Origin of the sequence: Streptomyces sp. NBC_00846, assembly GCF_045207325.1 — a bacterium.
GTDB lineage: Bacteria > Actinomycetota > Actinomycetes > Streptomycetales > Streptomycetaceae > Streptomyces.
The window spans coordinates 4,410,371-4,436,394 of record NZ_CP108846.1; the positions used below are offsets into that span (position 1 = coordinate 4,410,371).

At 68.8% G+C, this 26,024-nt stretch carries 22 protein-coding genes; 21 read left to right on the forward strand and 1 reads right to left on the reverse strand.

What is annotated here, in order from left to right; genetic code table 11:
* The first annotated feature begins 113 nt into the window (after positions 1-113).
* The 6 genes from OG936_RS20395 to OG936_RS20420 all read left to right on the forward strand — a co-directional run bounded on the left by OG936_RS20395 (position 114) and on the right by OG936_RS20420 (position 5,951).
* On the forward strand, positions 114-443 hold the full coding sequence (locus OG936_RS20395; protein WP_406496485.1) for a helix-turn-helix transcriptional regulator: 330 nt from the start codon (positions 114-116) through the stop codon (positions 441-443).
* A 125-nt stretch (positions 444-568) separates the two neighbouring features.
* The gene (locus tag OG936_RS20400) at positions 569-1,066 is read left to right on the forward strand and encodes a hypothetical protein (protein WP_406496486.1); all 498 of its coding nucleotides are present in this window, start codon (positions 569-571) and stop codon (positions 1,064-1,066) included.
* A gap of 110 nt (positions 1,067-1,176) precedes the next feature.
* Positions 1,177-2,901, forward strand: coding sequence for a hypothetical protein (locus OG936_RS20405; RefSeq protein ID WP_406496488.1), 1,725 nt, complete (start codon positions 1,177-1,179; stop codon positions 2,899-2,901).
* Positions 2,902-2,983: 82 nt separating this feature from the next.
* A complete protein-coding gene (locus OG936_RS20410; protein ID WP_406496490.1) occupies positions 2,984-3,658 on the forward strand; it encodes an ABC transporter ATP-binding protein in 675 nt (224 codons plus the stop codon).
* The gene (locus tag OG936_RS20415; protein ID WP_406496491.1) at positions 3,655-4,872 is read left to right on the forward strand and encodes an ABC transporter permease; all 1,218 of its coding nucleotides are present in this window, start codon (positions 3,655-3,657) and stop codon (positions 4,870-4,872) included. Before OG936_RS20410 ends, OG936_RS20415 begins: the two co-directional genes overlap by 4 nt.
* 2 nt (positions 4,873-4,874) lie before the next feature.
* On the forward strand, positions 4,875-5,951 hold the full coding sequence (locus tag OG936_RS20420) for a hypothetical protein (protein ID WP_406496493.1): 1,077 nt from the start codon (positions 4,875-4,877) through the stop codon (positions 5,949-5,951).
* Positions 5,952-6,100: 149 nt separating this feature from the next.
* Here the strand turns inward: OG936_RS20420 and OG936_RS20425 are convergent, their stop codons facing one another.
* Positions 6,101-6,937 (reverse strand): C40 family peptidase, encoded by an 837-nt coding sequence (locus OG936_RS20425; RefSeq protein WP_383758737.1) that lies wholly within the window; start codon positions 6,935-6,937, stop codon positions 6,101-6,103.
* A 797-nt stretch (positions 6,938-7,734) separates the two neighbouring features.
* On the opposite strand from OG936_RS20425, the gene OG936_RS20430 reads away from it, so the two are divergent.
* The 15 genes from OG936_RS20430 (at position 7,735) to recQ (ending at position 26,000) form a co-directional block, all read left to right on the forward strand.
* On the forward strand, positions 7,735-8,094 hold the full coding sequence (locus tag OG936_RS20430; protein ID WP_003992243.1) for an NADH-quinone oxidoreductase subunit A: 360 nt from the start codon (positions 7,735-7,737) through the stop codon (positions 8,092-8,094).
* 18 nt (positions 8,095-8,112) lie between these two features.
* On the forward strand, positions 8,113-8,667 hold the full coding sequence (locus OG936_RS20435; RefSeq protein WP_030975705.1) for an NADH-quinone oxidoreductase subunit B family protein: 555 nt from the start codon (positions 8,113-8,115) through the stop codon (positions 8,665-8,667).
* Positions 8,664-9,380, forward strand: a complete 717-nt coding sequence (locus OG936_RS20440) for an NADH-quinone oxidoreductase subunit C (protein ID WP_383758738.1) — start codon at positions 8,664-8,666, stop codon at positions 9,378-9,380. Before OG936_RS20435 ends, OG936_RS20440 begins: the two co-directional genes overlap by 4 nt.
* On the forward strand, positions 9,380-10,756 hold the full coding sequence (locus OG936_RS20445) for an NADH-quinone oxidoreductase subunit D (protein WP_406496496.1): 1,377 nt from the start codon (positions 9,380-9,382) through the stop codon (positions 10,754-10,756). Before OG936_RS20440 ends, OG936_RS20445 begins: the two co-directional genes overlap by 1 nt.
* A gap of 29 nt (positions 10,757-10,785) precedes the next feature.
* Positions 10,786-11,559 (forward strand): NADH-quinone oxidoreductase subunit NuoE, encoded by a 774-nt coding sequence (nuoE, locus tag OG936_RS20450; RefSeq protein ID WP_406500523.1) that lies wholly within the window; start codon positions 10,786-10,788, stop codon positions 11,557-11,559.
* Entirely contained in the window at positions 11,559-12,935 is a 1,377-nt protein-coding gene (gene nuoF, locus OG936_RS20455) for an NADH-quinone oxidoreductase subunit NuoF (protein ID WP_383758740.1), read from the forward strand. The genes nuoE and nuoF overlap by 1 nt, the downstream gene beginning before the upstream one ends.
* Positions 12,932-15,439 (forward strand): NADH-quinone oxidoreductase subunit G, encoded by a 2,508-nt coding sequence (locus tag OG936_RS20460; protein ID WP_406496498.1) that lies wholly within the window; start codon positions 12,932-12,934, stop codon positions 15,437-15,439. The genes nuoF and OG936_RS20460 overlap by 4 nt, the downstream gene beginning before the upstream one ends.
* Entirely contained in the window at positions 15,436-16,836 is a 1,401-nt protein-coding gene (nuoH, locus tag OG936_RS20465; RefSeq protein WP_406496499.1) for an NADH-quinone oxidoreductase subunit NuoH, read from the forward strand. The genes OG936_RS20460 and nuoH overlap by 4 nt, the downstream gene beginning before the upstream one ends.
* On the forward strand, positions 16,829-17,458 hold the full coding sequence (gene nuoI, locus OG936_RS20470; RefSeq protein WP_383758743.1) for an NADH-quinone oxidoreductase subunit NuoI: 630 nt from the start codon (positions 16,829-16,831) through the stop codon (positions 17,456-17,458). The genes nuoH and nuoI overlap by 8 nt, the downstream gene beginning before the upstream one ends.
* Complete coding sequence (locus tag OG936_RS20475) at positions 17,455-18,282, forward strand: NADH-quinone oxidoreductase subunit J (RefSeq protein ID WP_406496501.1); 828 nt, start codon at positions 17,455-17,457, stop codon at positions 18,280-18,282. Before nuoI ends, OG936_RS20475 begins: the two co-directional genes overlap by 4 nt.
* The gene (nuoK, locus tag OG936_RS20480; protein WP_093543641.1) at positions 18,279-18,578 is read left to right on the forward strand and encodes an NADH-quinone oxidoreductase subunit NuoK; all 300 of its coding nucleotides are present in this window, start codon (positions 18,279-18,281) and stop codon (positions 18,576-18,578) included. The genes OG936_RS20475 and nuoK overlap by 4 nt, the downstream gene beginning before the upstream one ends.
* A gap of 14 nt (positions 18,579-18,592) precedes the next feature.
* Positions 18,593-20,488 carry an NADH-quinone oxidoreductase subunit L gene (gene nuoL, locus OG936_RS20485; RefSeq protein WP_406496503.1) on the forward strand — a complete coding sequence of 632 codons (1,896 nt, stop codon included), beginning with the start codon at positions 18,593-18,595 and terminating at the stop codon, positions 20,486-20,488.
* Between the two features lie 4 nt (positions 20,489-20,492).
* Positions 20,493-22,064 (forward strand): NADH-quinone oxidoreductase subunit M, encoded by a 1,572-nt coding sequence (locus OG936_RS20490; protein WP_406496505.1) that lies wholly within the window; start codon positions 20,493-20,495, stop codon positions 22,062-22,064.
* Positions 22,061-23,725 (forward strand): NADH-quinone oxidoreductase subunit NuoN, encoded by a 1,665-nt coding sequence (gene nuoN, locus OG936_RS20495; RefSeq protein ID WP_406496507.1) that lies wholly within the window; start codon positions 22,061-22,063, stop codon positions 23,723-23,725. The genes OG936_RS20490 and nuoN overlap by 4 nt, the downstream gene beginning before the upstream one ends.
* Positions 23,726-23,888: 163 nt before the next feature.
* A complete protein-coding gene (gene recQ / locus OG936_RS20500; RefSeq protein WP_406496509.1) occupies positions 23,889-26,000 on the forward strand; it encodes a DNA helicase RecQ in 2,112 nt (703 codons plus the stop codon).
* The last annotated feature ends 24 nt before the right edge of the window (positions 26,001-26,024 follow it).

Here is a 26,024-nt window from a genome sequence, read left to right on the forward strand (position 1 = left end):
AGCGTTAAGTACTGCAAACGAAAATAAAATCGATTGCCATGGCGTGACGGAGTGTAGGGTCTGGCTTTGACCGGTTGGCAGTCAACTGGAAGGGCGCAAGAGGCATGCCGTGTATGGGAATTACTGGTTCCGCGTCGGACCTGTCCACGGGCAGGGAGGGGGGCGGCTTGTGCGGTTCGTGCGGCCTTGACTTAGGTTCGCTAACCAGAAGAGAGCTGGAAGTGCTCGCAGGCGTCGTCGCGGGGGCGACGAATCGGGCCATTGCTCGCCAATTCGGACTTGCGGAACGAACCGTGAAGGCGCATCTGACCAGTGCGATGCGGAAGCTCAGGGTGGGGTCGCGACTCGAAGCGGCCCTGGTGGTCATCGGACATCGGCGCATGATGCCCTTCAGGGCATTGCTCGAAGGTGCAATGGTGGAGTCGGAACCCCAACAGGCATGATTCTCGTGCAGCCGGGAATTCCGGCCGTGATTCCCTCTCGATCCACTCGATCGTGAGCGGAACGGGGAAAATCGTAGACGAGCGGGGGCGGAACAATAGCCCCCGTGCGCACGGGGAGAAAATCGTTGAGCTTCCGTAACAGCAAGAGGATTTTCGGTGCCGGAGTATCGGCGCTGGCCGCTGCGGCCCTCATGGGTCTGGCCACGCCGGCGTCGGCCACCAGTGACTCCAGCACCTGGAACCTTCCGGGTGGGGACAAGTTCCAGGTGAACGCCTGGCACTGCGGCACGTATGTGAAGGCGTGCAACTGGACGGCGTCCACGAAGCTGAAGGGCACGCACCCCTCCAAGGCCAAGTGGATCAAGAACCGGGCGCTGCTCCAGGCGCACGGCATCAGCGTGTCGATCAAGATATCCAAGAACCCTGAGGCGACGCTCACCATGAAGAGCCGTTCCCTCGGGCAGGTCAGCCTGAAGAACACGAACGCGAAGATCGCGGACACCAGCGGTCAGATGCGCCCGAGCTGGACGACGACCTTCGTCTCGACCAAGAGTTGCGGTTCGGCTCAGGTGACCTCGAAGATCAAGGTCAGCGAGAAGTGCGTGTACGCGGGCGCCGCCTGACGGCACCGGCTCGGCTCAGTCTGTGTGGCGGTCGCGCGGAATCCACTCCGCGCGACCGTCCCGTCATGCGTTGTCACTGAATACCGGGGGACGAGAAGGGGGCGGCGGAAATGCGTACGGGGGATTTCTTCCGGGGGCGGATGAAGAGAACCAGGAGTGCGGCGGCAATCCTGAGCGGTGTACTCGCCCTGTTATTGACCGTGACGTCGTGCGCCAAGAGGCAAACGGGGAGCGACGGCGAATTCCCGGTGGGCCAGGCACTGAGAGAGGAATTCTCTTCCCTCGTCAGCGGACAGAACGGCCTCTATTACCACCCATTCCTCCGTGAGGAACCAGCCGGCCCCGAAGCGCAGTCCTACGCGCTGCGTACACTCACGCTCCTCGGCACCGAGGCGCGGGCCACGAACGACAGCGCGGATATCGACGCGCTGCGCCGCGAGGCGCTGAGCTCCTCCCCGCTGTGGGGGCGCTACTGGCTGGTCCCGGTGGCCCGGTACGGAGATCCGGACGCCTTGCCGCGCGCGGACGCCGACGAGGTTGCCCAGCACCGTACAAGCGGAGGCTGGTACGAGGATCCAGCGCTCGGCGATACGAACGCGGCCCACGCGGGCGGCACCTGGGCGGCGCTGGAAGTGCTCGCCGCGCTGGGGCGGATACCCGCAGGCGACCTTCGGACGAGCACGGTGGACTGGCTCACCCGGGCCTCCCGCGCGAAGCCGGACATACAGGTGGCGGGGGCTCTGGCACGGAGCCTGTCGTTGCTGAAGGCCGACGTCCCTGCCTCGCTGACCCGGTTGAGGCCGCCCGCCACCGATGGATTCGCGGGCCTGGCCGCCGAGCGGAAACAACAACTGCTCGAAGAGACCTACAGCTATGTGCTCGTTCAACGTGCCGCCGACAGGCGGCCGGTGATCGACACGGCTACCTGGAAGAACGTGCTCGCGCACAATGCCGACACCCTCGACTACGAGCATCTGTACTACCTGGCCGAAGTGCTCCGGGCGGCGGACCTGCCGGTCCGTGAGCTGCAACCGATTCAGCGACGGCTTGAGAAGAACCAATTGGCCGACGGAGACATCACCGACCCCGACTCCTACGCGGGCAGCCTCGACGCCTCCTCCTATGTCCAGCGACTGCGGACGCTGGCCGACCTTCCCACCGATGACCCGGACCTGCTGACGGCACTGAACGCCGTCGAGAAGGAGGCGGGGACGGACTGGGACAACGGGGACCGGCTCATGGCCGCGGCACTGCGCCGCAAGGCGGGCGAAGGTTCGGGTGGCGACGCCGACGTGAGGAAGAGCACGTCGTGGTGCGCGGGTCCCGACATCCTTCCCCGTACCCTCACGCTCCACCTCGCCGCCGCATGGCGGCGCAACGCCGTCATCTGCGCGGAGGCGGGAGTCGAAGTTCCCGAACCGCAGGTGAAGCCGTGGAACACGGACACGGCCGAAGGGCTGGTCGCGGCGGCCGAACTCGTGGTGGGACTCTCCGACGCCGGCCTGTCGGACGAACCCCCGTCCTGGCTCGCGGCCGAGGACCTGCTGCCCTGGGTACTGCATCCGGCCCGGATGTCCAATCTCTACAACTACGCTGTGGTGGCCCGTGCTTACATACTGCTCGGCGGTGCGGCTGACATCCCGGTGAGACGGGCGCTGCGCAGCGAGACCACCGCTCGGCGCGGCTGTCCGGGGTATCCGGACCTGTACCGGACCGACAGCCGCGATCCCGGGTGCGACCTCAGGACCACCTGGGCCGTATGGACCCTGGATCAGCAGCTTGACGGAGCGCTGCATGCCGTACCTGCCAGGGCAGTTGAATCATCGAGAGAGTGAGAACAACGGAGTGGACACGAGGACACTGTTACGCACCACCGGCGTGCGGAAGTCATACACGCTGCGCGGTCGGAGAGTGGATGTGCTGCAGGACGTGTGCCTGTCGGTGAACGCGGGTGAGGTGACCGCGCTGGTGGGGCATTCCGGGTCCGGCAAATCCACGCTGATGCATGTCCTCGGGCTGCTCACCGAACCCGACAGCGGACAGGTGCTGATCGAGGGCAAGGACACGGCGGGACTGAGCGACGGCGAACGCGCCGATCTGCGCCGCGACCGGATCGGCTTCGTCTTCCAGTCATACAACCTGCTGCCGCAACACTCCGCGCTGCGCAATGTCGCGCTGCCCTGGAGCGGGCGCCTGCGCGAAGGCAACGCCAGGGCAGCAGAGTTGCTCGGACGCGTCGGTCTGGCCGAACGCGCGGGGCACCGGCCGGGCGAGTTGTCCGGGGGCGAGCAGCAGCGGGTGGCGCTGGCCCGCGCACTGATCAACGACCCGCGGGTGATCCTGGCGGACGAACCGACCGGCAATCTCGACACCGACAGCGAACAGCTGCTGCTGGGACTGTTCCGGGAGCTGGCCGATGAGGGCCGTGCTGTCCTGCTCGTCACCCACAACTCCGTGGTGAGCGACTTCGCGGACACGGTCCACCGGCTGGCCGACGGCAAGCTCGAACCGGCCTTGGAGGCCGGGGCACACCACGACGTACCGGAGAGCCCGGAAGCCCGGACGAGCAGCGAAGGCGAGGTCACCCGATGAATCCGTTCCGGATGGCAGCCGCGAACGTGATGGCTCTGCGCAGGCGACTGGTGGGGCTCACGGTGCTGGTCGCGCTGGCCGTGGCCATCTGCATGGGGGCCCTGTCCATCGCCGACCGGGCCCAGGCAGCGGCGACCGGCGGCGTCGAGCAGAGCGACGCGAACCGCAGCATCACCGTGGAGCGTGCGGGGGACGACCACCCCGGCGCCCCCAAACTCACCGAGCGGACCGAGCGGACGCTGGCGGCCCTGCCGCACGCGCAGTCCGTTCAGCACCGCGCTCAGGTCTCCTTCGGCTACTCGACCGCCGACAACACCTTGCTCCTGTACGCGACGACGTACCGGTCCGCGCTCGCTCCGCCCGTCACCAAGTCCGTACGCAAGCAGCTCTTCCCGCTGCACGCGGGTGAAGTGGTGCTTCCGGCGTCCTCGCAGGGCAGCACGCTGGACAGCGTGCTCGGCAAGAGGATCACGGTCGAGACGACGCGCTTCGTCCGGGCCGGAGAGGGCACCGGACAGGAGGACCACCTCACGGTCGTCGGCCTGTTCGACCCGAGCTGGCAGATGGACAACCCCGACGCCGCGTACGTGGACGACGCGACCGTGGTGCGGTGGGCCGCGGCGAAGAGCGGCCTTCAGGTCAAGAACTACCTCGGCGAGGAAGGCTACGACCAGCTCACCGTCGTCGCGGACTCGGCCGGCAACGTTCCGGCGCTCATGAAGCGGATCCAGGGAATGGGACTGCCGGCGGTCACGCTCCAGCAGCAGCTGAGCGCACTGCCCGCGGTGCTGGACCTGATCCGCACGGTGGGCAAGGTACTGCTGGTGATTCTCGCCGTGCTGGCCTTCGCGGGGGCGGTCACCAGCACGGGCGCCCTCGCGCGCCAGCGGTCCCGTGAGATCGGCATCCTCAAGGCGGTCGGCTTCCGTACCCGCGCCGTGCTCACGTTGCTGGTCACGGAGATGGCGCTGGTCGGCGCCGTCGCGGCCGTCGTCGGTGCGCTGCTGGGCATGGTGCTCGGCAGCGTTGCCGCCGTGGGCCTGCGCTCCAGCGCCGAGCTGGCCCCGTATCTGAAGGACCGGGTGCTGTTGCCCACGGCCGGTACGACCACGCTGTTGCTGTCGCTGGCGGTCGTCGTGGTGGCCGCCGGTGCGCTGATGCCGGCCCGCCGCGCAGCCCGGATGTCCCCGACCGAAGCCATCAAGGACTGGTGACCATGTTCCGCACGACCTTCGGCCCCCGCCCCACACGTCTGCGGCTGCTGGCGGCGGTGACCGCCGCCCTGGGCTGCGCCGTCACGGTGTCCTCCTGCGCGGGCCCGGACGGTGTCGATCTCGGTACGGACTGGAAGGGCGCCCAGGTCTTCGTCCTGGCGAAGGTGAACGGCGAGGTCACGGTCGTCGGCATCAATCCGGTCAAGGGCACGGCGGAGAGCCTGGCCGTCGTCCCGCAGCAGTCCGACGACGACAGCGTGCTCGCTCCGCAGATCCTCCAGCAGGCCGACGGCAACTGGCTGGTCTCCGTCCCGCGCAAGGGCGGCAAGGCGAGCCGGCTGTACGCGATCGACCGGAAGGAGAAGACCCTGGCGAAGGTCGGAGAGGCCGAGGAGCTCCGCGAGCTGGTCCCGGGCAAGAGCCTCATGGGCCAGGTCGACGGACTGGCGACGGTCAGGAAGTCCGGCCAGGACAAGGGCAGGCAGACGACCAGCGTCCTGGTCACCCGGTCCGCTTCGGGAGCGGTCGTACGTGAGGCCCATGTGCCCGGGACCGTCACCCTGGCCGCCTCCGGTGCCGCCACGGACCGCGTCTGTCTCGTCGCGGACTCGGCGGGGCACGACGTCGTCTCCACGCTCGACTTGTCGTCCGGCAACGTCGAGGGCGTGGGGGAGACGGGACTCGCCAATGTCTCGGCCCTGGCCTGCGCCGACGGACGGCCCGTTGTCGCGGGCGCTCCGGAGGCGAAGACGTCGCTCAAGGGCGTCTCCGTGCGACAGACGGCGCAGAGCATGGTGCTGACGTCCGGCGACGGCGAGATCTCGCGCGTTGCCGCGGACGGCCCGTCGGTGGTCGCCGTACAGGCCGCGGGTGACGCGGGCGTGCTCTTCGTACGGCTGGGCAGCGACGGCAAGGTCCAGCAGCAGGTGAAGGTGAGCGGTCTGTCGTCGGCGGAGGGCCTGCACGTGGTGGACCGGGGCTGGGTGCTGACCGAGGGCGACCGGGCCGCGGTGGTCGATGTCCGCACGGGCAAGTCGACCTCGTTCGCTCTGCCGGGGGATCTGCTCGCCGCCGACTAGGCCGGATCACGGTCGAGGGGCCGTGATCCGCCGGACAGCCCCCTCGTCACGGACGTGAAGGGCCGTCGCTCCCGAGCGGGGGAGTGACGGCCCTGTGCCGCGCGCCGGGAAGGCGCTTGTGAATCCGAGAACTCGGCGAACTCCGGGACTCAGAGAACGCGGACCGCGCCCGACGGCGGGTCGTAGGACAGCGGACGCTGCACCACACCGGTGCTGGAGTTCTGCGCGCCGACGAACTCGCCGCCGCCCACGTAGATCCCGACGTGGTACGCGCTGCCCGCGCCGCCCCAGTACAGGATGTCGCCCGGCTGGAGGTTGCTCAGGGAGACCTGGGTGCCGGCGGTGGACTGGGCCTGCGAGACGCGCGGCAGGTCGACGCCGACCGAGCGGAACGCGGCCTGGACGAGGCCGGAGCAGTCCCACGAGTTGGGGCCGGTGCCGCCGGAGACGTACGCGTCCCCGACCTGGGCCTTCGCGAAGGCGATGACGGACGCGGCGGAACCGGTCGCGCTCGACGTGTACGAGGAGGCCGAGGCCGAGGCCACGGCGGTGCTCGCGGTGGAGCCGGAGGTCGTGCTGAGCGTCGTACGGGCGGCGGTGCGGGAAGCGCGCTCGGCGGCTTCCGCCTTGGCCTTGGCGGCGGCTTCCGCCTTCTTCTTGGCCTCTGCCTTGCGGACCGCCTCGGCCTTGGCCTTCTTGGCGGCCTTGGCCGCGGTGGCGGCTGCGGCGTCCTCCTGGGCCTGCGTCTGCAGGTCCTGGGCGACCTGCTGCGTGGCCTGGGCGGACGCGGCGACGGCGGTGGAGAGCCCGGAGGTGATGGTGGGCATCTCGATGGTCTGGGTCACCGGCTCGGCCTGGGCCGGACCGGCAGCGCCTGCGACCGCGATGGTGCTGAGGACGCCACCGGCAACTCCGGCCCGCAGTGCCGTCTTCGGCGCGTTTCGGCGGGGCTTCCGGTGGCTGGGTATGTGAGCGGTGTGGGACATGGGTACTAGCGCTATCAGGGCTCCGGGGCTCCCATCAAGAAACGTGTGTTGCGACACAGTTACGTCCGGAATCTGTGAATCCGCTTTCCGGCGGCCTTTATTGACGCCGTAACGGACAAACCAGACAGGCCTGATCAGCGCTGTGATCACGGACTTTCGGCAATACGTCCGAATTGCCCGCCGCTTACCATCCGTTTACACCGATGGCCAAGCCCGCTTTTGTCGAAGTCCGTGCGGGGTGACGCAGGTCACAGCGTGATCAAGGTGCGACCGCGATGCGAGGGGTGTGGGTGTGCCCGGTGCCCGAAGAGCCGCCGGGTGCCGGCCGGGCCGTCCGCCGGCCCTGCGCCGTCACCTCTTTCATTCGCCCCGAAGATCGTGAATGCGTGCACACGTCCACTTCGCTCCTCGGGACCCCTCGTCGGGGTGAGTCCGGAGCGGGTCGATCCTCCTATCACGTTCTCGCCACCCATTGCCAATTTGCTTCCCCGGGTATCTGATTGTTAGAGGAAAACCTTCTTGACCAGCGAAGACAGCAGTGGATGTCACGTCTCGTGATCACTCGGCCGCTTTGCGTACGAAGATCACCGCTCAGGTGGCTTCGCGGCTCTTCGCCTGGTGGTGGAGATCACAAACTCGTTGTCGTACCCCGTGTCGCAGATCACAGGACGGCGGGCATAGGATGCGGGGCAGTCGGGCTTGTGAACTGCCTCACATGTGCACGATCTTGGTGGGGTGGCGAGCCGAATCGCCCGATGCGGTCCAACGGTCAAGGACGACTGGAAGGAGCGAGGAGCGTGAATGCCTACGCGCCCATCCTCGTGCTCGGCGCCCTCGGGGCAGGGTTTGCGATCTTCTCCGTGGTCATGGCCACGCTTATCGGCCCCAAGCGGTACAACCGGGCAAAGCTCGAAGCGTACGAGTGCGGTATCGAACCCACCCCCACTCCAGCCGGAGGCGGCCGCTTCCCCATCAAGTACTACCTGACGGCGATGCTCTTCATCGTCTTCGACATCGAGATCGTCTTCCTCTATCCCTGGGCGGTCACCTTCGACGCCCTGGGGATCTTCGGGCTCGTGGAGATGCTGCTCTTCGTGCTCACCGTCTTCGTCGCCTACGCGTATGTGTGGCGGCGCGGCGGTCTGGAATGGGACTGAGGGGCTGAGGGGCACACCATGGGACTCGAAGAGAAGCTGCCCAGCGGCTTCGTGCTGACCACTGTCGAGCAGGCCGCCGGCTGGGTACGGAAGTCCTCCGTCTTCCCGGCCACCTTCGGCCTCGCCTGCTGCGCCATCGAAATGATGACGACCGGGGCCGGGCGCTACGACCTGGCCCGTTTCGGCATGGAGGTCTTCCGCGGTTCGCCGCGCCAGGCGGACCTGATGATCGTGGCGGGGCGGGTCAGCCAGAAGATGGCGCCCGTCCTGCGGCAGGTCTACGACCAGATGCCCAACCCCAAGTGGGTGATCTCCATGGGGGTTTGCGCATCATCGGGCGGAATGTTCAATAATTACGCCATTGTTCAGGGTGTTGATCACATTGTCCCGGTTGATATTTATTTGCCGGGCTGCCCGCCGCGGCCCGAGATGCTGATGGACGCGATTCTCAAGCTCCACCAGAAGATCCAGAGCTCCAAGCTCGGGGTCAACGCGGAGGAGGCCGCCCGCGAGGCGGAGGACGCGGCGCTCAAGGCACTGCCCCTGATCGAGATGAAGGGGCTGCTGCGATGAGCGAGAACCCCGAGCAGAACAACAACGGCGTGCCCGCGCCGCGCGACGAGACCGGCGAGGTCATCGGCGTACGCAAGGGCATGTTCGGCGCCAACAACGGCGGCGACACCTCCGGTTACGGCGGCCTCGTCCGCACGGTGACCCTGCCGGGCGCCACGTCCCGTCCGTACGGCGGCTGGTTCGACGAAGTCGCGGACGAACTCGAAGGGGCCCTGGAGGAACAGGACCTGCTTCCCGGGAACGCCATCGAGAAGACCGTCGTCGACCGCGGCGAGCTCACCTTCCACATCGCCCGCGAGCACCTCGTCCGGGTCGCCCGCACCCTGCGCGACGACCCGGCGCTGCGCTTCGAGCTCTGCACCGGGGTGAGCGGCGTCCACTTCCTCGGCGACAAGGGCCGCGAGCTGCACGCCGTCTACCACCTGCGCTCGATCACGCACGGCCGGCTGATCCGCCTGGAGGTGTCGGCCCCGGACAGCGATCCGCACATCCCCTCGCTCGTCGAGGTCTACCCGACCAACGACTGGCACGAGCGCGAGGCCTACGACTTCTTCGGGCTCGTCTTCGACGGGCACCCCGCCCTCACCCGGATCATGATGCCGGACGACTGGCAGGGCTTCCCGCAGCGCAAGGACTATCCACTCGGCGGCATCGCCGTCGAGTACAAGGGCGCCCAGATCCCGGCTCCGGACCAGCGGAGGTCGTACTCCTGATGACTACTCCCCAAGCCCACCCGTCACCCGGCCACCACCCCTCATCGGGTCCCTCCGGGACGCCCCTTTCGGATGCCAGGGCCACGACCGAGGGGACTGTATATACAGTCACCGGCGGCGACTGGGACGAGGTCGTCGAGTCGGCGGTCAAGACCGACGACGAGCGCATCATCGTCAACATGGGCCCCCAGCACCCGTCCACGCACGGGGTGCTGCGGCTGATCCTGGAGATCGACGGCGAGACCGTCACCGAGGCCCGCTGCGGCATCGGCTACCTGCACACCGGCATCGAGAAGAACCTCGAATTCCGGAACTGGACCCAGGGCACCACCTTCGTGACGCGCATGGACTACCTGACGCCGTTCTTCAACGAGGCGGCGTACTGCCTCGGCGTCGAGAAGCTGCTCGGCATCGAGGACCAGATCCCCGACCGGGCCACCGTCCTGCGCGTACTCCTCATGGAGCTCAACCGGATCTCCTCGCACCTGGTGTGCATCGCCACCGGCGGCATGGAGCTCGGCGCCACCACGATCATGATCTACGGCTTCCGTGATCGTGAACTCGTTCTCGACCTCTTCGAGCTGATCACCGGCCTGCGGATGAACCACGCGTTCATCCGGCCCGGCGGACTCGCCCAGGACCTGCCGCCCGGCGCGATCGACCAGCTCCGCGAGTTCCTGAAGACCATGAAGAAGAACCTGCCGGAGTACGACAAGCTCGCCACCGGCAACCCGATCTTCAAGGCCCGCATGCAGGACGTCGGCTATCTCGATCTGACCGGCTGCATGGCACTCGGCGCCACCGGCCCGATCCTGCGCTCCGCCGGACTCCCGCACGACCTGCGCAAGACGGACCCGTACTGCGGGTACGAGAACTACGAGTTCGACGTCCCCACCGCCGACAGCTGCGACGCCTACGGCCGCTTCCTCGTCCGGCTGGAGGAGATGCGCCAGTCGCTGCGGATCATCGAGCAGTGCATCGACCGGCTCGCCCCCGGACCGGTGATGGTCGCCGACAAGAAGATCGCCTGGCCGGCGCAGCTCGCACTCGGCCCGGACGGGCTCGGCAACTCGCTCGACCACATCAAGAAGATCATGGGCACCTCCATGGAGGCCCTGATCCACCACTTCAAGCTGGTGACCGAGGGCTTCCGCGTCCCGGCCGGACAGACGTACACCGCTGTCGAGTCGCCCAAGGGCGAGCTCGGCGTCCATGTCGTCTCGGACGGCGGCACCCGCCCCTACCGGGTCCACTTCCGCGACCCGTCCTTCACCAATCTGCAGGCCATGGCGGCGATGTGCGAGGGCGGCCAGGTCGCCGACGTCATCGTCGCCGTCGCGTCCATCGACCCCGTGATGGGAGGCGTCGACCGGTGACCGAAGCACGTCAGGAAGTCAGTCTGGGGATGCCGCAGCTCCCCGCCCCCGCCTACCCGGCCGAGGTGCGCGCCAGGCTCGAAGCGGACGCGAAGGAGGTGATCGCCCGCTACCCCGGCAGCCGCTCCGCCCTGCTGCCGCTGCTGCACCTGGTGCAGTCCGAGGAGGGCTACGTCTCCCGTACGGGCATGGCGTTCTGTGCCGAGCTGCTCGGCCTCACCACCGCCGAGGTCACCGCCGTCGCCACCTTCTACACGATGTACCGGCGCAGGCCGAGTGGCGAATACCAGGTCGGTGTCTGCACCAACACCCTGTGCGCGGTGATGGGCGGCGACGCCATCTTCGACCGGCTCAAGGAGCACCTCGACGTCGGCAACGACGAGACAACTGAGGACGGCAAGGTCACCCTCGAACACATCGAGTGCAACGCGGCCTGCGACTTCGCCCCCGTGGTGATGATCAACTGGGAGTTCTTCGACAACCAGACGCCCGAGAGCGCGACGCGCCTGGTCGACGACCTCATCGCCGGACGCACCGTCGAACCCACCCGCGGCGCCCCCCTGTGCTCCTACAAGGAGACGTCCCGGATCCTGGCCGGCTTCCCCGACGAGCGCCCCGGCGCCGTCGAGGCGTCCGGCGGCGCGGGCCCCGCCTCACTGATCGGCCTCCGCCTCGCCAGGGGCGAGGAACCGCATCCGCGCGTCGTCGCCCCCCGCGCCGGGAGCACGCGCGAGTCCGGACCTGCAGATGCCCCGCAGGACCCGGACCACGCGGCCGGCCCGACCGCTGAGGAGGGAGAGTGATGACGTTGGCAACCGAAATCAACGACAACGGGAACGGCAGCGGGGACAGCCCCGAGAAGCTGCTCGCCCCCGTCCTCTCCGCCTTCTGGGACGAGCCGGAATCCTGGACCCTGGAGACCTACCGGCGCCACGACGGATACGAGGGGCTGCGCAAGGCCCTCGCCATGTCGCCCGACGACCTCATCGCGTACGTCAAGGACTCCGGTCTGCGCGGTCGTGGCGGCGCGGGCTTCCCTACCGGGATGAAGTGGCAGTTCATCCCGCAGGGCGACGGAAAGCCGCACTACCTCGTCGTCAACGCCGACGAGTCGGAGCCCGGGACCTGCAAGGACATCCCGCTCCTCTTCGCCAACCCGCACTCCCTCATCGAAGGCATCGTGATCGCCTGCTACGCGATCCGCTCCTCGCACGCCTTCATCTATCTGCGCGGTGAAGTCGTCCCCGTACTGCGGCGGTTGCACGAGGCCGTGCGCGAGGCGTACGAGGCGGGCTTCCTCGGGACGAACATCCTGGGCTCGGGGCTCGACCTGGAACTCACCGTGCACGCGGGCGCGGGCGCGTACATCTGTGGTGAGGAGACCGCACTGCTCGACTCGCTCGAAGGGCGACGCGGTCAGCCCCGGTTGCGACCCCCCTTCCCCGCGGTCGCCGGTCTGTACGCCTGCCCCACTGTGGTGAACAACGTCGAGTCCATCGCCTCGGTTCCCGCGATCCTGAACCGCGGCAAGGAGTGGTTCAAGTCGATGGGCAGCGAGAAGTCCCCCGGCTTCACGCTGTATTCGCTCAGCGGGCATGTCGCGAGCCCCGGCCAGTACGAGGCCCCGCTCGGCATCACACTGCGCCAGCTGCTCGACATGAGCGGTGGCATGCGCCCCGGCCACCGGCTGAAGTTCTGGACCCCGGGCGGCTCCTCGACCCCGATGTTCACCGACGAGCACCTCGACGTACCGCTCGACTACGAAGGCGTCGGCGCCGCCGGATCCATGCTCGGCACCAAGGCGCTCCAGTGCTTCGACGAGACGACCTGCGTCGTGCGGGCCGTCACCCGCTGGACCGAGTTCTACGCCCATGAGTCCTGCGGCAAGTGCACACCGTGCCGCGAAGGCACTTACTGGCTGGTCCAGTTGCTCCGCGACATCGAGGCCGGCAAGGGACAGATGGCCGACCTCGACAAGCTGAACGACATCGCCGACAACATCAACGGCAAGTCCTTCTGCGCCCTCGGCGACGGCGCCGCCTCGCCGATCTTCTCCTCGCTCAAGTACTTCCGCGAGGAGTACGAACAGCACATCACGGGCAGGGGCTGCCCCTTCGATCCCGCCAGGTCGACCGCCTGGGCCGACGACAAGAACGCTCACCAGGGGGTGAACGCATGACAGTCACCACGAGTGCGCCCTCCGGGGGCGGCGAGGCGGCCGTCCCGCCCGAGGACCTCGTCACGCTGACGATCGACGGCATCGAGATCAGCGTGCCCAAGGGCACCCTGGTCATCCGCGCCGCCGAACTCCTCGGCATCGAGATCCCGCGCTTCTGCGACCACCCGCTCCTCGACCCGGTCGGCGCCTGCCGGCAGTGCATCGTCGAGGTCGAGGGCCAGCGCAAGCCGATGGCGTCCTGCACCATCACCTGCACCGACGGCATGGTGGTGCGCTCGCAGCTCAGCTCGCCGGTCGCCGAGAAGGCGCAGAAGGGTGTGATGGAGCTGCTGCTCATCAACCACCCGCTGGACTGCCCGGTCTGCGACAAGGGCGGCGAGTGCCCGCTGCAGAACCAGGCGATGTCGCACGGCGGCGCCGACTCCCGCTTCGACGGCAAGAAGCGCACGTTCGAGAAGCCCGTCCCGCTCTCCACCCAGGTGCTCCTGGACCGTGAGCGGTGTGTGCTCTGCGCGCGCTGCACCCGGTTCTCCAACCAGGTGGCCGGTGACCCGATGATCGAGCTGCTGGAACGCGGCGCGCTCCAGCAGGTCGGCACCGGCGAGGGCGACCCGTTCGAGTCGTACTTCTCCGGGAACACCATCCAGATCTGCCCGGTCGGGGCGCTGACCTCGGCGGCGTACCGGTTCCGCGCCCGGCCCTTCGACCTGGTGTCGTCGCCGTCGGTGTGTGAGCACTGCGCGGGCGGCTGCGCCACCCGTACCGACCACCGGCGCGGCAAGGTCATGCGACGGCTCGCCGCCAACGACCCCGAGGTCAACGAGGAGTGGGTCTGCGACAAGGGCCGCTTCGGCTTCCGCTACGCGCAGCAGCCGGGCCGGCTCACCACTCCGCTCGTGCGCAACGCGGACGGTGTCCTGGAACCGGCGAGCTGGCCGGAGGCCCTGGCCGCCGCGGCCGCCGGTCTGCTCGCCGCACGCGGCCGGGCGGGTGTCCTCACGGGCGGTCGGCTGACCGTCGAGGACGCGTACGCGTACAGCAAGTTCGCCCGGGTCGCGCTGGACACCAACGACGTCGACTTCCGGGCCCGGGTGCACAGCAGCGAGGAGGCCGACTTCCTGGCCGCACGCGTGGCCGGGCGCGGCCGGGACCTGGACGGCTCGGGTGTCACGTACACCTCGCTGGAGAAGGCCCCGACGGTGCTGCTGGTCGGGTTCGAGTCGGAGGAGGAGGCGCCCGGCGTCTTCCTGCGGCTGCGCAAGGCGAACCGCAAGCACGGACAGCGCACGTTCGCCGTCGCCTCGCACGCCACGCGCGGACTGGAGAAGGCGGGCGGCACGCTGCTTCCCGCCGCCCCCGGTACGGAGACCGAGTGGCTGGACGCGATCGCGGGCGGCGTCGGGCTCGACGGCGACGGAGCCGCGGCGGCCGAGGCGCTGCGCGGTGAGGGGGCCGTGATCGTGGTCGGTGAGCGGCTGGCCGGCGTACCGGGCGGGCCGACCGCCGCGGTGCGGGCCGCCACCGCGACCGGGGCCGCGCTGGTGTGGATGCCTCGACGGGCCGGCGAGCGCGGTGCGGTGGAGGCGGGCGCGCTTCCGTCGCTGCTGCCCGGCGGCCGTCCGGCGACCGACCCGCGGGCCAGGGACGAGGTGGCGGCCGTCTGGGGCGTCGCCGAACTCCCGTCCCGCTTCGGCCGTGACACCGGTCAGATCGTGGAGGCGGCGACCACCGGCGAACTGGGCGCGCTGCTCGTCGCCGGGGTCGAGCCGGTGGACCTGCCGGACCCGGCCCGGGCCCTGGAGGCCCTGGACCGGGTCGGCTTCCTGGTCTCGCTGGAGCTGAGGCCCAGTGAGGTGACCGAGCGGGCCGATGTGGTCTTCCCGGTCGCCGCGGTCGCCGAGAAGGCCGGCACCTTCCTCAACTGGGAGGGCAGGGCGCGGATGTTCGAGGCCGCGCTGAAGCCCGAGCAGATGACGCGGTCGCTCGCGCCGGCCGACGCGCGGGTGCTGCACATGCTGGCCGACGCGCTGGACGCCCATCTGGCGTTGCCGGATCTGAAGTCCGTACGCCGCGAGCTGGACCGGCTCGGCGGCTGGGCCGGTGCGCACGCCACCGACCCGAACGAGCCGGCCCGGCCGCTGCCCCGGCCCGGCGACGGCGAGGCGGTCCTCGCGGGCCACCGGATGCTGCTCGACCTGGGCCGGCTCCAGGAGGGCGACGACGCGCTGGCCGGCACCCGGCACGCCTCGGTCGCCCGGCTCTCCGCCGCCACCGCGGCCGAGACGGGCGTGAAGGACGGCGATCTGCTGGCCGTCACCGGCCCGGCGGGCAGCGTCGAACTCCCGTTGAAGGTCACCGACATGCCGGACCGGGTGGTCTGGGTGCCGCTGAACTCCGTCGGACGGGGCGTCCCGGCCGACACCGGCGTCCGGCCCGGCGGCCTGGTCCGGATCGGCCCCGCCGCACCGGGCACTCCCGACGTCACTCCGGAGGTGGGGGCGTGACTGCCTTCGCTCAATTGGCCACGGCTCCGCGCGGTGCCGTACTCGCCGCCGAGGATCTGTCGATGTTCGGCACCGACCCGTGGTGGCTCGTCGTCATCAAGGCGGTGTTCTGCTTCGCGTTCCTGATGGTGACCGTGCTCTTCGCCATCGTGTGGGAGCGCAAGGTCGTCGCCTGGATGCAGCTGCGCATCGGCCCCAACCGGCACGGCCCCTGGGGCATGCTCCAGTCGCTCGCCGACGGCATCAAGCTGATGCTGAAGGAAGACGTCGTCGTCAAGCGCGCCGACAAGGTCGTGTACGTGCTCGCGCCGATCGTCGCCGCCATCCCGGCGTTCATGGCGATCGCGGTGATCCCGTTCGGCCCGTCCGACGAGGTCTCGATCTTCGGGCACCGTACGGCGATGCAGCTCACCGACCTGCCGATCGCGATGCTCTACGTCCTCGCGGTCGCCTCGGTCGGGATCTACGGCATCGTGCTGGCGGGCTGGTCGTCCGGATCGACGTACCCGCTCCTCGGCGGCCTGCGCTCCTGCGCCCAGATGATCAGTTACGAGATCGCGATGGGCGCCGCGTTCGCCTCGGTCTTCCTCTACTCCGGGTCGATGTCGACCTCGAAGATCGTGGAGGCTCAGCAGGACCGCTGGTTCATCCTGCTGCTGCCGGTCTCCTTCATCATCTACATCGTCACGATGGTCGGCGAGACCAACCGGGCCCCGTTCGACATGCCGGAGTCCGAGGGCGACCTGGTCGGCGGTTTCAACACCGAGTACTCGTCGATCAAGTTCGCGATGTTCATGCTCGCCGAGTACGTCAACATGGTCACCGTCTCCGCGGTCTCCACGACCCTGTTCCTGGGCGGCTGGCGGGCCCCGTGGCCGATCAGCACCTTCTGGGAGGGCGCGAACCACGGCTGGTGGCCGATGCTCTGGTTCGTCGTCAAGGTCCAGCTGCTGCTGTTCTTCTTCATCTGGCTGCGCGGCACGCTGCCCCGGGTCCGTTACGACCAGCTGATGAAGCTCGGCTGGAAGGTCCTGATCCCGGTCTCCGTGGTCTGGCTGATGCTGGTCGCGACGGTGCGGGCGCTGCGCAACGAGGGGTACGACTTCTCGAAGATCGTGCTGTACGTGGCCGGGGCCGTGATCGCGATCCTGCTGATCTCCTTCGTCGCCGACATCTTCCGCGACAAGAAGGGCCGGGCCGCTCAGGCGGAGGCCGGACCGGAGCCGGGGTTCGACCCGATGGCGGGCGGATTCCCGGTGCCGCCGCTGCCCGGACAGACCTTGCCGCCGGTGCCGCGTCGCAGGCCGCGGGGCGAGCGAGAGCTCATTGTCAGTGGTGGGTCGGATACTCAGAGTGACGGAAATTCGAGTGACGGAAAGGAGGCTGACGGTGTCTGAGTCATCAGAGCCCTCGGGCGAGAAGTTCCAGAACCCTGTCGCCGGCTTCGGCGTGACCTTCAAGGCCATGTTCAAGAAGCGGCTGACCGAGCAGTATCCGGAAACGCAGAAGGTGACGGCGCCGCGCTTCCACGGCCGGCATCAGCTCAACCGCCACCCGGACGGTCTGGAGAAGTGCGTCGGCTGCGAGCTGTGCGCCTGGGCCTGTCCGGCGGACGCGATCTACGTGGAGGGCGCGGACAACACCGACGAGGAGCGCTACTCCCCGGGTGAGCGTTACGGCCGCGTCTACCAGATCAACTACGCGCGCTGCATTCTCTGCGGTCTGTGCATCGAGGCGTGCCCGACCCGGGCACTGACGATGACCAATGAGTTCGAGCTCGCCAACACCACCCGCGAGAGCCTCATCTACACCAAGGACGAGCTGCTCGCGGGCCTGGAGGAGGGCATGGTCGACACCCCGCACGCGATCTATCCGGGGATGGACGAGCAGGACTACTACCGGGGTCTCGTCACCGAGGCCGCGCCCGGTACGGAGCGTCAGGTCGCAATCTCCAAGGGCGAGAAGCCGGCGGACGGCACCGACCGGAACAGCGGCTCCGCGCGGGAGGTGGACGCATGACCGGCCTGGCCGCGGCGGCCTCCCAGACCTCGACCGGTGAGGCCGTCCAGTTCTGGGTACTGGGCATCGTCGCCGTGCTCGGCGCGCTGTCCACCGTACTGATGAAAAAAGCCGTGCACAGCGCGCTGAGCCTCGCCGGGACCATGATCGTCCTGGCGGTGTTCTATCTGGCCAACGGTGCCTATTTCCTGGGCGTCGTCCAGATCGTCGTCTACACCGGCGCGATCATGATGCTGTTCCTCTTCGTGGTCATGCTCGTCGGCGTCACGGCGGCCGACTCCCTGAAGGAGACCCTCAAGGGCCAGCGCTGGCTGGCCGCGGGCTGTGGGATCGGCTTCGGCGTCCTGCTCATCGCGGGCATCGGCAACGCCTCGCTGAACAGCTTCAACGGGCTCGGCACCGCCAACGCCGAGCACGGCGGGAACATCGAGGGGCTGGCCAGCCTCATCTTCACCAAGTACGTCTTCGCCTTCGAGATCACCGGCGCCCTGCTGATCACGGCGACGGTCGGCGCGATGGTGCTCACCCACCGGGAGCGCACCGAACGGGCCAGGACCCAGCGGGAAATGTCCGAGGCGCGCGTACGCAGCAAGCAGCTGCCGCCGCTGCCCGCCCCCGGTGTCTACGCCCGGCACAACGCCGTGGACATCCCGGGTCTGCTCCCCGACGGCACACCGTCCGAGCTCACCGTCATGCAGACGCTGCGCAACCGGGGCCAGGTCCGCGATGTGTCGCACGAGTCGCTGGACCAGCTCAAGGCGCTGGAGCAGCGCTCCGAGGAGCGCCTCGGCCGTGACAACGAAGATGAGGAGGTCGGCAAGTGAACCCGGTCAACTACCTCTATCTCGCCGCTCTGTTGTTCACCATCGGTGCGGCCGGGGTGCTGATCCGGCGGAACGCGATCGTGGTGTTCATGTGCGTGGAGCTGATGCTCAACGCCTGCAACCTTGCGTTCGTGACCTTCTCCCGGATGCACGGCAATCTCGACGGGCAGATCATCGCCTTCTTCACGATGGTCGTCGCCGCCGCCGAGGTCGTGGTCGGACTCGCGATCATCGTGTCGGTGTTCCGTTCCCGCCACTCGGCCTCGGTCGACGACGCCAGCCTGATGAAGCTGTAAGGGGACGTTGAATCGTGGAGAACCTGATTGCGCTGCTCGTCGCGGCGCCTCTGCTCGGAGCCGCGGTCCTGCTCTGCGGCGGCCGACGACTGGACCGGTCCGGACACTGGCTCGGCACCCTGCTCGCCGCCGTGTCGTTCGTCATCGGTGTCGTGCTCTTCCTCGACATGCTGGGGAAGGGCGCACAGGACCGGGCGCTGCACCAGAAGCTGTTCAGCTGGATTCCGGTCGAGGGCTTCCAGGCCGATGTGGCCTTCCAGCTCGACCAGTTGTCGATGACGTTCGTGCTGCTGATCACCGGTGTGGGCACCCTGATCCACATCTACTCGATCGGCTACATGGAGCACGACGAGCGCCGTCGCCGCTTCTTCGGCTATCTGAACCTCTTCCTCGCGGCGATGCTGATCCTGGTCATCGCGGACAACTACCTGCTGCTGTACGTCGGGTGGGAGGGCGTCGGTCTGGCGTCGTACCTGCTCATCGGCTTCTGGCAGCACAAGCCCAGCGCGGCCACGGCCGCGAAGAAGGCATTCCTGGTCAACCGGGTCGGCGACATGGGCCTGTCGATCGCGATCATGCTGATGTTCACCACGTTCGGCACGTTCGCCTTCGGTCCCGTCCTGGGGGCGACCGGCCAGGCGAGCGAGGGCAAGCTGACGGCGATCGGCCTGCTGCTGCTGCTCGCGGCCTGCGGCAAGTCGGCCCAGGTGCCGCTGCAGTCCTGGCTCGGTGACGCGATGGAGGGCCCGACCCCGGTCTCCGCCCTCATCCACGCCGCGACCATGGTGACGGCGGGCGTCTACCTCATCGTCCGCTCCGGCGCGATCTTCAACTTGGCGCCGGACGCGCAGCTGGCCGTCGTGGTCGTCGGCGCGGTCACGCTGCTCTTCGGTGCGATCGTCGGTTGCGCGAAGGACGACATCAAGAAGGCCCTCGCCGGGTCGACGATGTCGCAGATCGGGTACATGATCCTGGCCGCCGGGCTCGGTCCGATCGGCTATGTCTTCGCGATCATGCACCTGGTGACGCACGGCTTCTTCAAGGCCGGGCTCTTCCTCGGCGCCGGTTCGGTCATGCACGGCATGAACGACGAGGTCGACATGCGGAAGTTCGGCGGCCTGCGCACGTACATGCCGGTCACCTTCGTCACCTTCGGCCTCGGCTATCTCGCGATCATCGGCTTCCCCGGTCTGTCCGGCTTCTTCTCCAAGGACAAGATCATCGAGGCGGCCTTCGCCAAGGGCGGCACCGAGGGCTGGATCCTCGGCTCGGTGGCCCTGCTGGGCGCCGCGATCACCGCGTTCTACATGACGCGCGTGATGCTGCTGACGTTCTTCGGCGAGAAGCGCTGGCAGCCGGACGCCGAGGGGCACGAGCCGCATCCGCACGAGTCCCCGAAGTCGATGACCATCCCCATGATCATCCTGGCGTTCGGTTCCGTCTTCGCCGGTGGCCTCTTCTCCATCGGCGACCGCTTCCTGAACTGGCTGGAGCCCGTCACCGGACACAGCCACGGACACGCCCCGGTCAGCGCCACGACCGTCACGGCCGCCACCATGGTCGTGCTCGTCATCGGTGTCGCGATCGCCTGGGCGATGTACGGGCGCAAGCCCGTGCCGGTCGTCGCCCCGCGCGGCTCGCTGCTCACCCGGGCCGCCCGCCGCGATCTCCTCCAGGACGACTTCAACCACGTGGTCCTGGTCCGCGGCGGCGAGCACCTCACCCGCTCCCTGGTGTACGTCGACCACACCCTGGTCGACGGCGTCGTCAACGGCACGGCCGCGTCGATGGGCGGGCTCTCCGGCCGGCTGCGCAAGCTGCAGAACGGCTACGCCCGCTCCTACGCGGTCTCGATGTTCGGCGGTACAGCGATTGTCATCGCCGCGACCCTGCTGATGAGGGCGGTCTGATCACATGTCCTTTCCTCTCCTGACAGCGACGGCGGCGCTCCCGGCGATCGGCGCGGTCGCCACCGCCGCCGTCCCCGCCGCGCGACGCACCGCGGCCAAATGGCTGGCGCTGCTCTTCTCGCTGGCCACGCTCGTCCTGGCGGGCATCGCGCTCGCCCGCTTCGAGCCCGGCGGCGCCCGCTACCAGCTCACCGAATCGCACGCCTGGATCAAGGACTTCGGCGTCCGGTACGAACTGGGCGTGGACGGCATCGGGGTGGCGCTCATGGCGCTCACCGCGCTGCTGATCCCCTTCGTCATCCTGGCCGGCTGGCACGACGCCGACCCCCTGGAGACCAAGTCCTCGCGCTGGCGCCCCACTCAGGGCTTCTTCGCCCTGATCCTGATGGTCGAAGCGATGGTGATCCTCTCCTTCGAGGCCACCGACGTCTTCCTCTTCTACATCCTCTTCGAAGCCATGCTCATCCCGATGTACTTCCTCATCGGCGGCTTCGGGGACCGGGCCCACGCAGGCAGCGACGAGAGCGCGGCGGCGCAACGCTCGTACGCCGCGGTGAAGTTCCTCCTCTACAACCTGGTCGGCGGGCTCATCATGCTGGCCGCCGTGATCGGGCTGTACGTGGTCGCGGGGACGTTCTCGCTCTCCGAGATCGCCGAGGCCCGGGCGAACGGCTCGTTCTCCATGGCGACCGGGACGGAGCGCTGGCTCTTCCTCGGGTTCTTCTTCGCCTTCGCGGTGAAGGCCCCGCTGTGGCCGCTGCACACCTGGCTGCCCAACGCCATGGGCGAGGCGACCAGCCCGGTCGCCGTCCTGATCACCGCGGTCGTCGACAAGGTCGGCACGTTCGCGATGCTCCGCTTCTGCCTCCAGCTCTTCCCGGAGGCCAGCAAGTGGGCGACGCCGGTGATCATCGTCCTGGCGCTGATCAGCATCGTGTACGGGGCGCTGCTCGCCGTCGGCCAGCGCGACATCAAGCGGCTGATCGCCTACGCGTCGATCTCGCACTTCGGCTTCATCATCCTCGGCATCTTCGCGATGACGAGCCAGGGCCAGTCGGGCGCCACGCTCTACATGGTCAACCACGGGATCTCGACCGCCGCGCTGATGCTGGTGGCGGGCTTCCTGATCACCCGGCGCGGGTCGCGGCTCATCGCCGACTACGGCGGGGTGCAGAAGGTGGCGCCCATTCTGGCCGGCACCTTCCTGATCGGCGGTCTGGCCACCCTGTCGCTGCCCGGACTCGCCCCGTTCGTCAGCGAATTCCTGGTCCTGGTCGGCGCGTTCAGCGCGTATCCGGCGGCGGGCGTCATCGCCACGACCGGCATCGTGCTCGCCGCGCTGTACGTCCTCGTCCTCTATCAGCGGACGATGACGGGCCCCGTGAAGGCCGAGGTCCAGGGCATGGCGGACCTCAAGGTCCGGGAGCTGGTGGTGGTGCTGCCGCTGATCGCGCTGCTGCTCTTCCTGGGTGTCTACCCGAAGCCGCTGACGGAGATCGTCAATCCGGCGGTGCAGCACACCATGTCGGACGTCCAGAAGAAGGACCCCCAGCCTGAGGTGGAGGCCGCCAAGTGAGCGCAACAGCTGTCCACAGCCTGTGGACAATGGCGGGCGGGGTGACATCGGCGGCCCCGGCCGAGAAGTTCAAGGCACCGGTCATCGAGTACGCCCAGCTGACCCCGGTCCTCATCGTGATCGGTGTCGCCGTGGTGGGCGTGCTCGTCGAGGCCTTCGTGCCGCGCCGGTCCCGCTACTACACGCAGGTCTTCCTGACGGTCGTCGCCCTCGCCGCGGCGTTCGCCGCGGTCGTCGGCCTGGCGGCCGGGGGATACGGCACGACGAAGGCGCACATCGCCGCGATGGGCGCCCTCGCGATCGACGGTCCGACGCTGTTCCTGCAGGGCACCATCCTGCTGACCTCGCTGGTCGCCGTCTTCACCTTCGCCGAGCGCCGGCTCGACCCCGCCGCGCACGGCAACCGCGTCGACTCGTTCGCCGCCCAGGCCGCGTCGGTCCCCGGCAGCGACAGCGAGAAGGCCGCGGTCAAGGCCGGGTTCACCACCACCGAGGTCTTCCCGCTGGTCCTCTTCTCGGTGGCCGGCATGCTGGTCTTCCCGGCGGCCAACGACCTGCTGACGCTCTTCGTGGCCCTGGAGGTCTTCTCCCTCCCGCTCTACCTCCTGTGCGCCGTCGCCCGCCGCAAGCGGCTGATGTCGCAGGAGGCCGCGGTGAAGTACTTCCTGCTCGGTGCCTTCTCGTCGGCGTTCCTGCTCTTCGGGATCGCCCTGCTGTACGGGTACGCGGGCTCCGTCTCGTACGCCACCATCGCGAACGTGGTCGACGGCTCCGTCACCCAGATCGACCCGGCACTCGCCGACACCATGGGCAACGACGCGCTGCTCCTGATCGGCGGCGCGATGATCCTGACCGGTCTGCTGTTCAAGGTCGGCGCCGTCCCGTTCCACATGTGGACCCCGGACGTCTACCAGGGTGCCCCGACCCCGGTCACCGGCTTCATGGCCGCGGCCACCAAGGTCGCCGCGTTCGGTGCGCTGCTGCGCCTGCTGTACGTGGTCCTGCCGGGCCTCGCCTGGGACTGGCGCCCGGTCCTGTGGGCCGTCGCGATCGTCACGATGCTGGGCGGTGCGATCGTCGCCATCACCCAGACGGACATCAAGCGGCTGCTCGCCTACTCCTCGATCGCCCACGCCGGCTTCATCCTCGCCGGTGTCATCGCGGCCACCCCGGACGGCATCTCGTCGGTCCTCTTCTACCTCGGCGCGTACTCCTTCGTGACGGTCGGCGCGTTCGCCGTCGTCACCCTGGTGCGCGACGCGGGCGGCGAGGCGACGCATCTGTCGAAGTGGGCGGGGCTCGGCCGGCGCTCGCCACTGGTCGCCGCGGTCTTCGCGGTATTCCTGCTGGCCTTCGCCGGTATTCCGCTCACCTCCGGGTTCTCCGGAAAGTTCGCCGTCTTCAAGGCGGCGGCGGACGGTGGCGCGGTCGGGCTGGTCGTGGTCGGTGTGATCTCGTCGGCGATCGCCGCGTTCTTCTACATCCGGGTCATCGTGCTGATGTTCTTCAGCGAGCCGAAGGCCGACGGCCCGACGGTCGCCGTCCCGTCCCCGCTGACGATGACGACGATCGCCGTCGGCGTCGCGGTCACGCTGGTGCTGGGCCTCGCCCCGCAGTACTTCCTGGACCTGGCCGGTCAGGCGGGAGTGTTCGTGAGGTAGCGCACACGCGCACAGCCGGTACGCAGCCACGACAACGCCGGACGGGCTTGAGAAGTCAAGCCCGTCCGGCGTTGTCGTAGGCGGCGCCTATCGTGGCAGGGGACGGCGGCAGGACGGAACGGGACGGTCCCGCGACGGGCCCGGGATCTCGGGGGACAGAACGATGAGCGTGACGGGCGGGACCATGGATGTGACCGAGAGCGAGGCGCGGCAGACGCTGCACCGGGTGTTCGGGTACGAGACGTTCCGCGGGGAGCAGGAAGCGGTCGTCGACCATGTGGTGGCGGGCGGCGACGCCGTCGTGCTCATGCCGACCGGTGGCGGAAAGTCCCTCTGCTACCAGATCCCGGCCCTGGTCAGAACCGGTACGGGCATCGTCATCTCACCCCTGATCGCCCTGATGCAGGACCAGGTGGACGCGTTGCGGGCGCTCGGTGTCAGAGCCGGCTTCATCAACTCCACGCAGGATTTCGACGAGCGCCGTTCGATGGAGGCCCAGTTCCTCGCCGGTGAGCTCGACCTGCTCTACCTGGCCCCGGAGCGGCTCCGCCTGGACGCCACGCTCGGTCTGCTCTCCCGCGGCGAGATCTCCGTCTTCGCGATCGACGAGGCGCACTGCGTGGCCCAGTGGGGCCACGACTTCCGCCCGGACTACCTGGCCCTCTCCGTTCTCGGCGAGCGCTGGCCCGGCGTACCGCGCATCGCCCTGACGGCGACCGCGACCGGCGCGACGCACCAGGAGATCACCCAGCGCCTGGGCATGCCGGACGCGAAGCACTTCGTCGCCAGTTTCGACCGGCCGAACATCCAGTACCGGATCGTCCCGAAGGCCGACCCGAAGAAGCAGCTGCTCTCCTTCCTCAAGGAGGAGCACGCCGGGGACGCGGGCATCGTCTACTGCCTGTCGCGCAACTCGACCGAGAAAACCGCCGAGTACCTCTGCCGCAACGGTATCGAGGCCATCCCGTACCACGCCGGTCTGGACGCGGGCACGCGCGCCGTCCACCAGTCCCGCTTCCTGCGCGAGGAGGGCCTGGTCGTCGTCGCGACCATCGCCTTCGGCATGGGCATCGACAAGCCCGACGTCCGCTTCGTCGCCCACCTCGACCTGCCGAAATCGGTCGAGGGCTACTACCAGGAGACCGGCCGCGCCGGACGTGACGGGCAGCCGTCCACGGCCTGGATGGCATACGGACTCCAGGACGTCGTCCAGCAGCGCAAGCTCATCCAGGGCGGCGAGGGCGACGAGGCGTTCCGCCGCCGCGCGGCCGCCCACCTGGATTCGATGCTGGCCCTGTGCGAGACGGTCCAGTGCCGCCGCGCCCAGCTCCTGACGTACTTCGGCCAGGAGCCCGTGGCGGTGGCCTGCGGCAACTGCGACACCTGCCTCACCCCGCCCCTGACCTGGGACGGCACGGTGGTCGCGCAGAAGCTGCTGTCGACCGTGGTACGGCTGAAGCGGGAGCGCGGACAGAAGTTCGGTGCGGGCCAGATCATCGACATCCTGCTGGGCCGCAAGACCGCGAAGGTCATCCAGTTCGACCACGACCAGCTCTCGGTCTTCGGCATCGGCGAGGAGCTGGCCGAGGCCGAATGGCGCGGAGTCGTACGGCAGGTGCTCGCCCAGGGGCTGATCGCCGTCGAGGGCGAGTACGGCACGCTGGTGCTGACGCAGGAGAGCGGCTCGGTGCTGGGCCGGGAGCGCGAGGTGCTGCTGCGCAAGGAGGCACCGAAGCCCGCGTCGCGCTCCACGAAGGGCGAACGCAAGGCGAAGTCCCAGGCGGCCGGCGCCGAACTGGCCACCGAGGCCGTCCCGGTCTTCGAAGCGCTTCGAGCCTGGCGCGGCGCCCAGGCGAAGGAGCAGGGCGTCCCGGCGTACGTCATCTTCCACGACGCGACACTGCGCGAGATCGCCACGGTGCGGCCGGACTCGGTGTCCGCGCTGGGCGGGATCAGCGGCCTGGGCGAGAAGAAGCTGGCGACGTACGGGGAGGGGGTGCTGGAGGTGCTCGCGTCGTTCGGGGATGTCGCGGCGGGCCCGGAGCCCGGTCTTGCGGTGGTCCCCGCCGCACCGGTCCCGGCGGCTCCGGGGGGCCGGGTCGAGTCGGCGGCCGAACTGCCGGAGGCCACCGGCGAGGCCACCAAGGTCGTGGAGCCGCCCACGGTCCCGCGCCCGGCTGCGCAGGCGCCCGCCCCGCGCCCGGCCGCATCCGTGGCGGTCCCCGACGCCGACCCGGAGTGGGGCTGGGACGAGGAACCGCCCGAGTACGAGTGAGTGTCGGGGCCGGGCGGTGGCGGC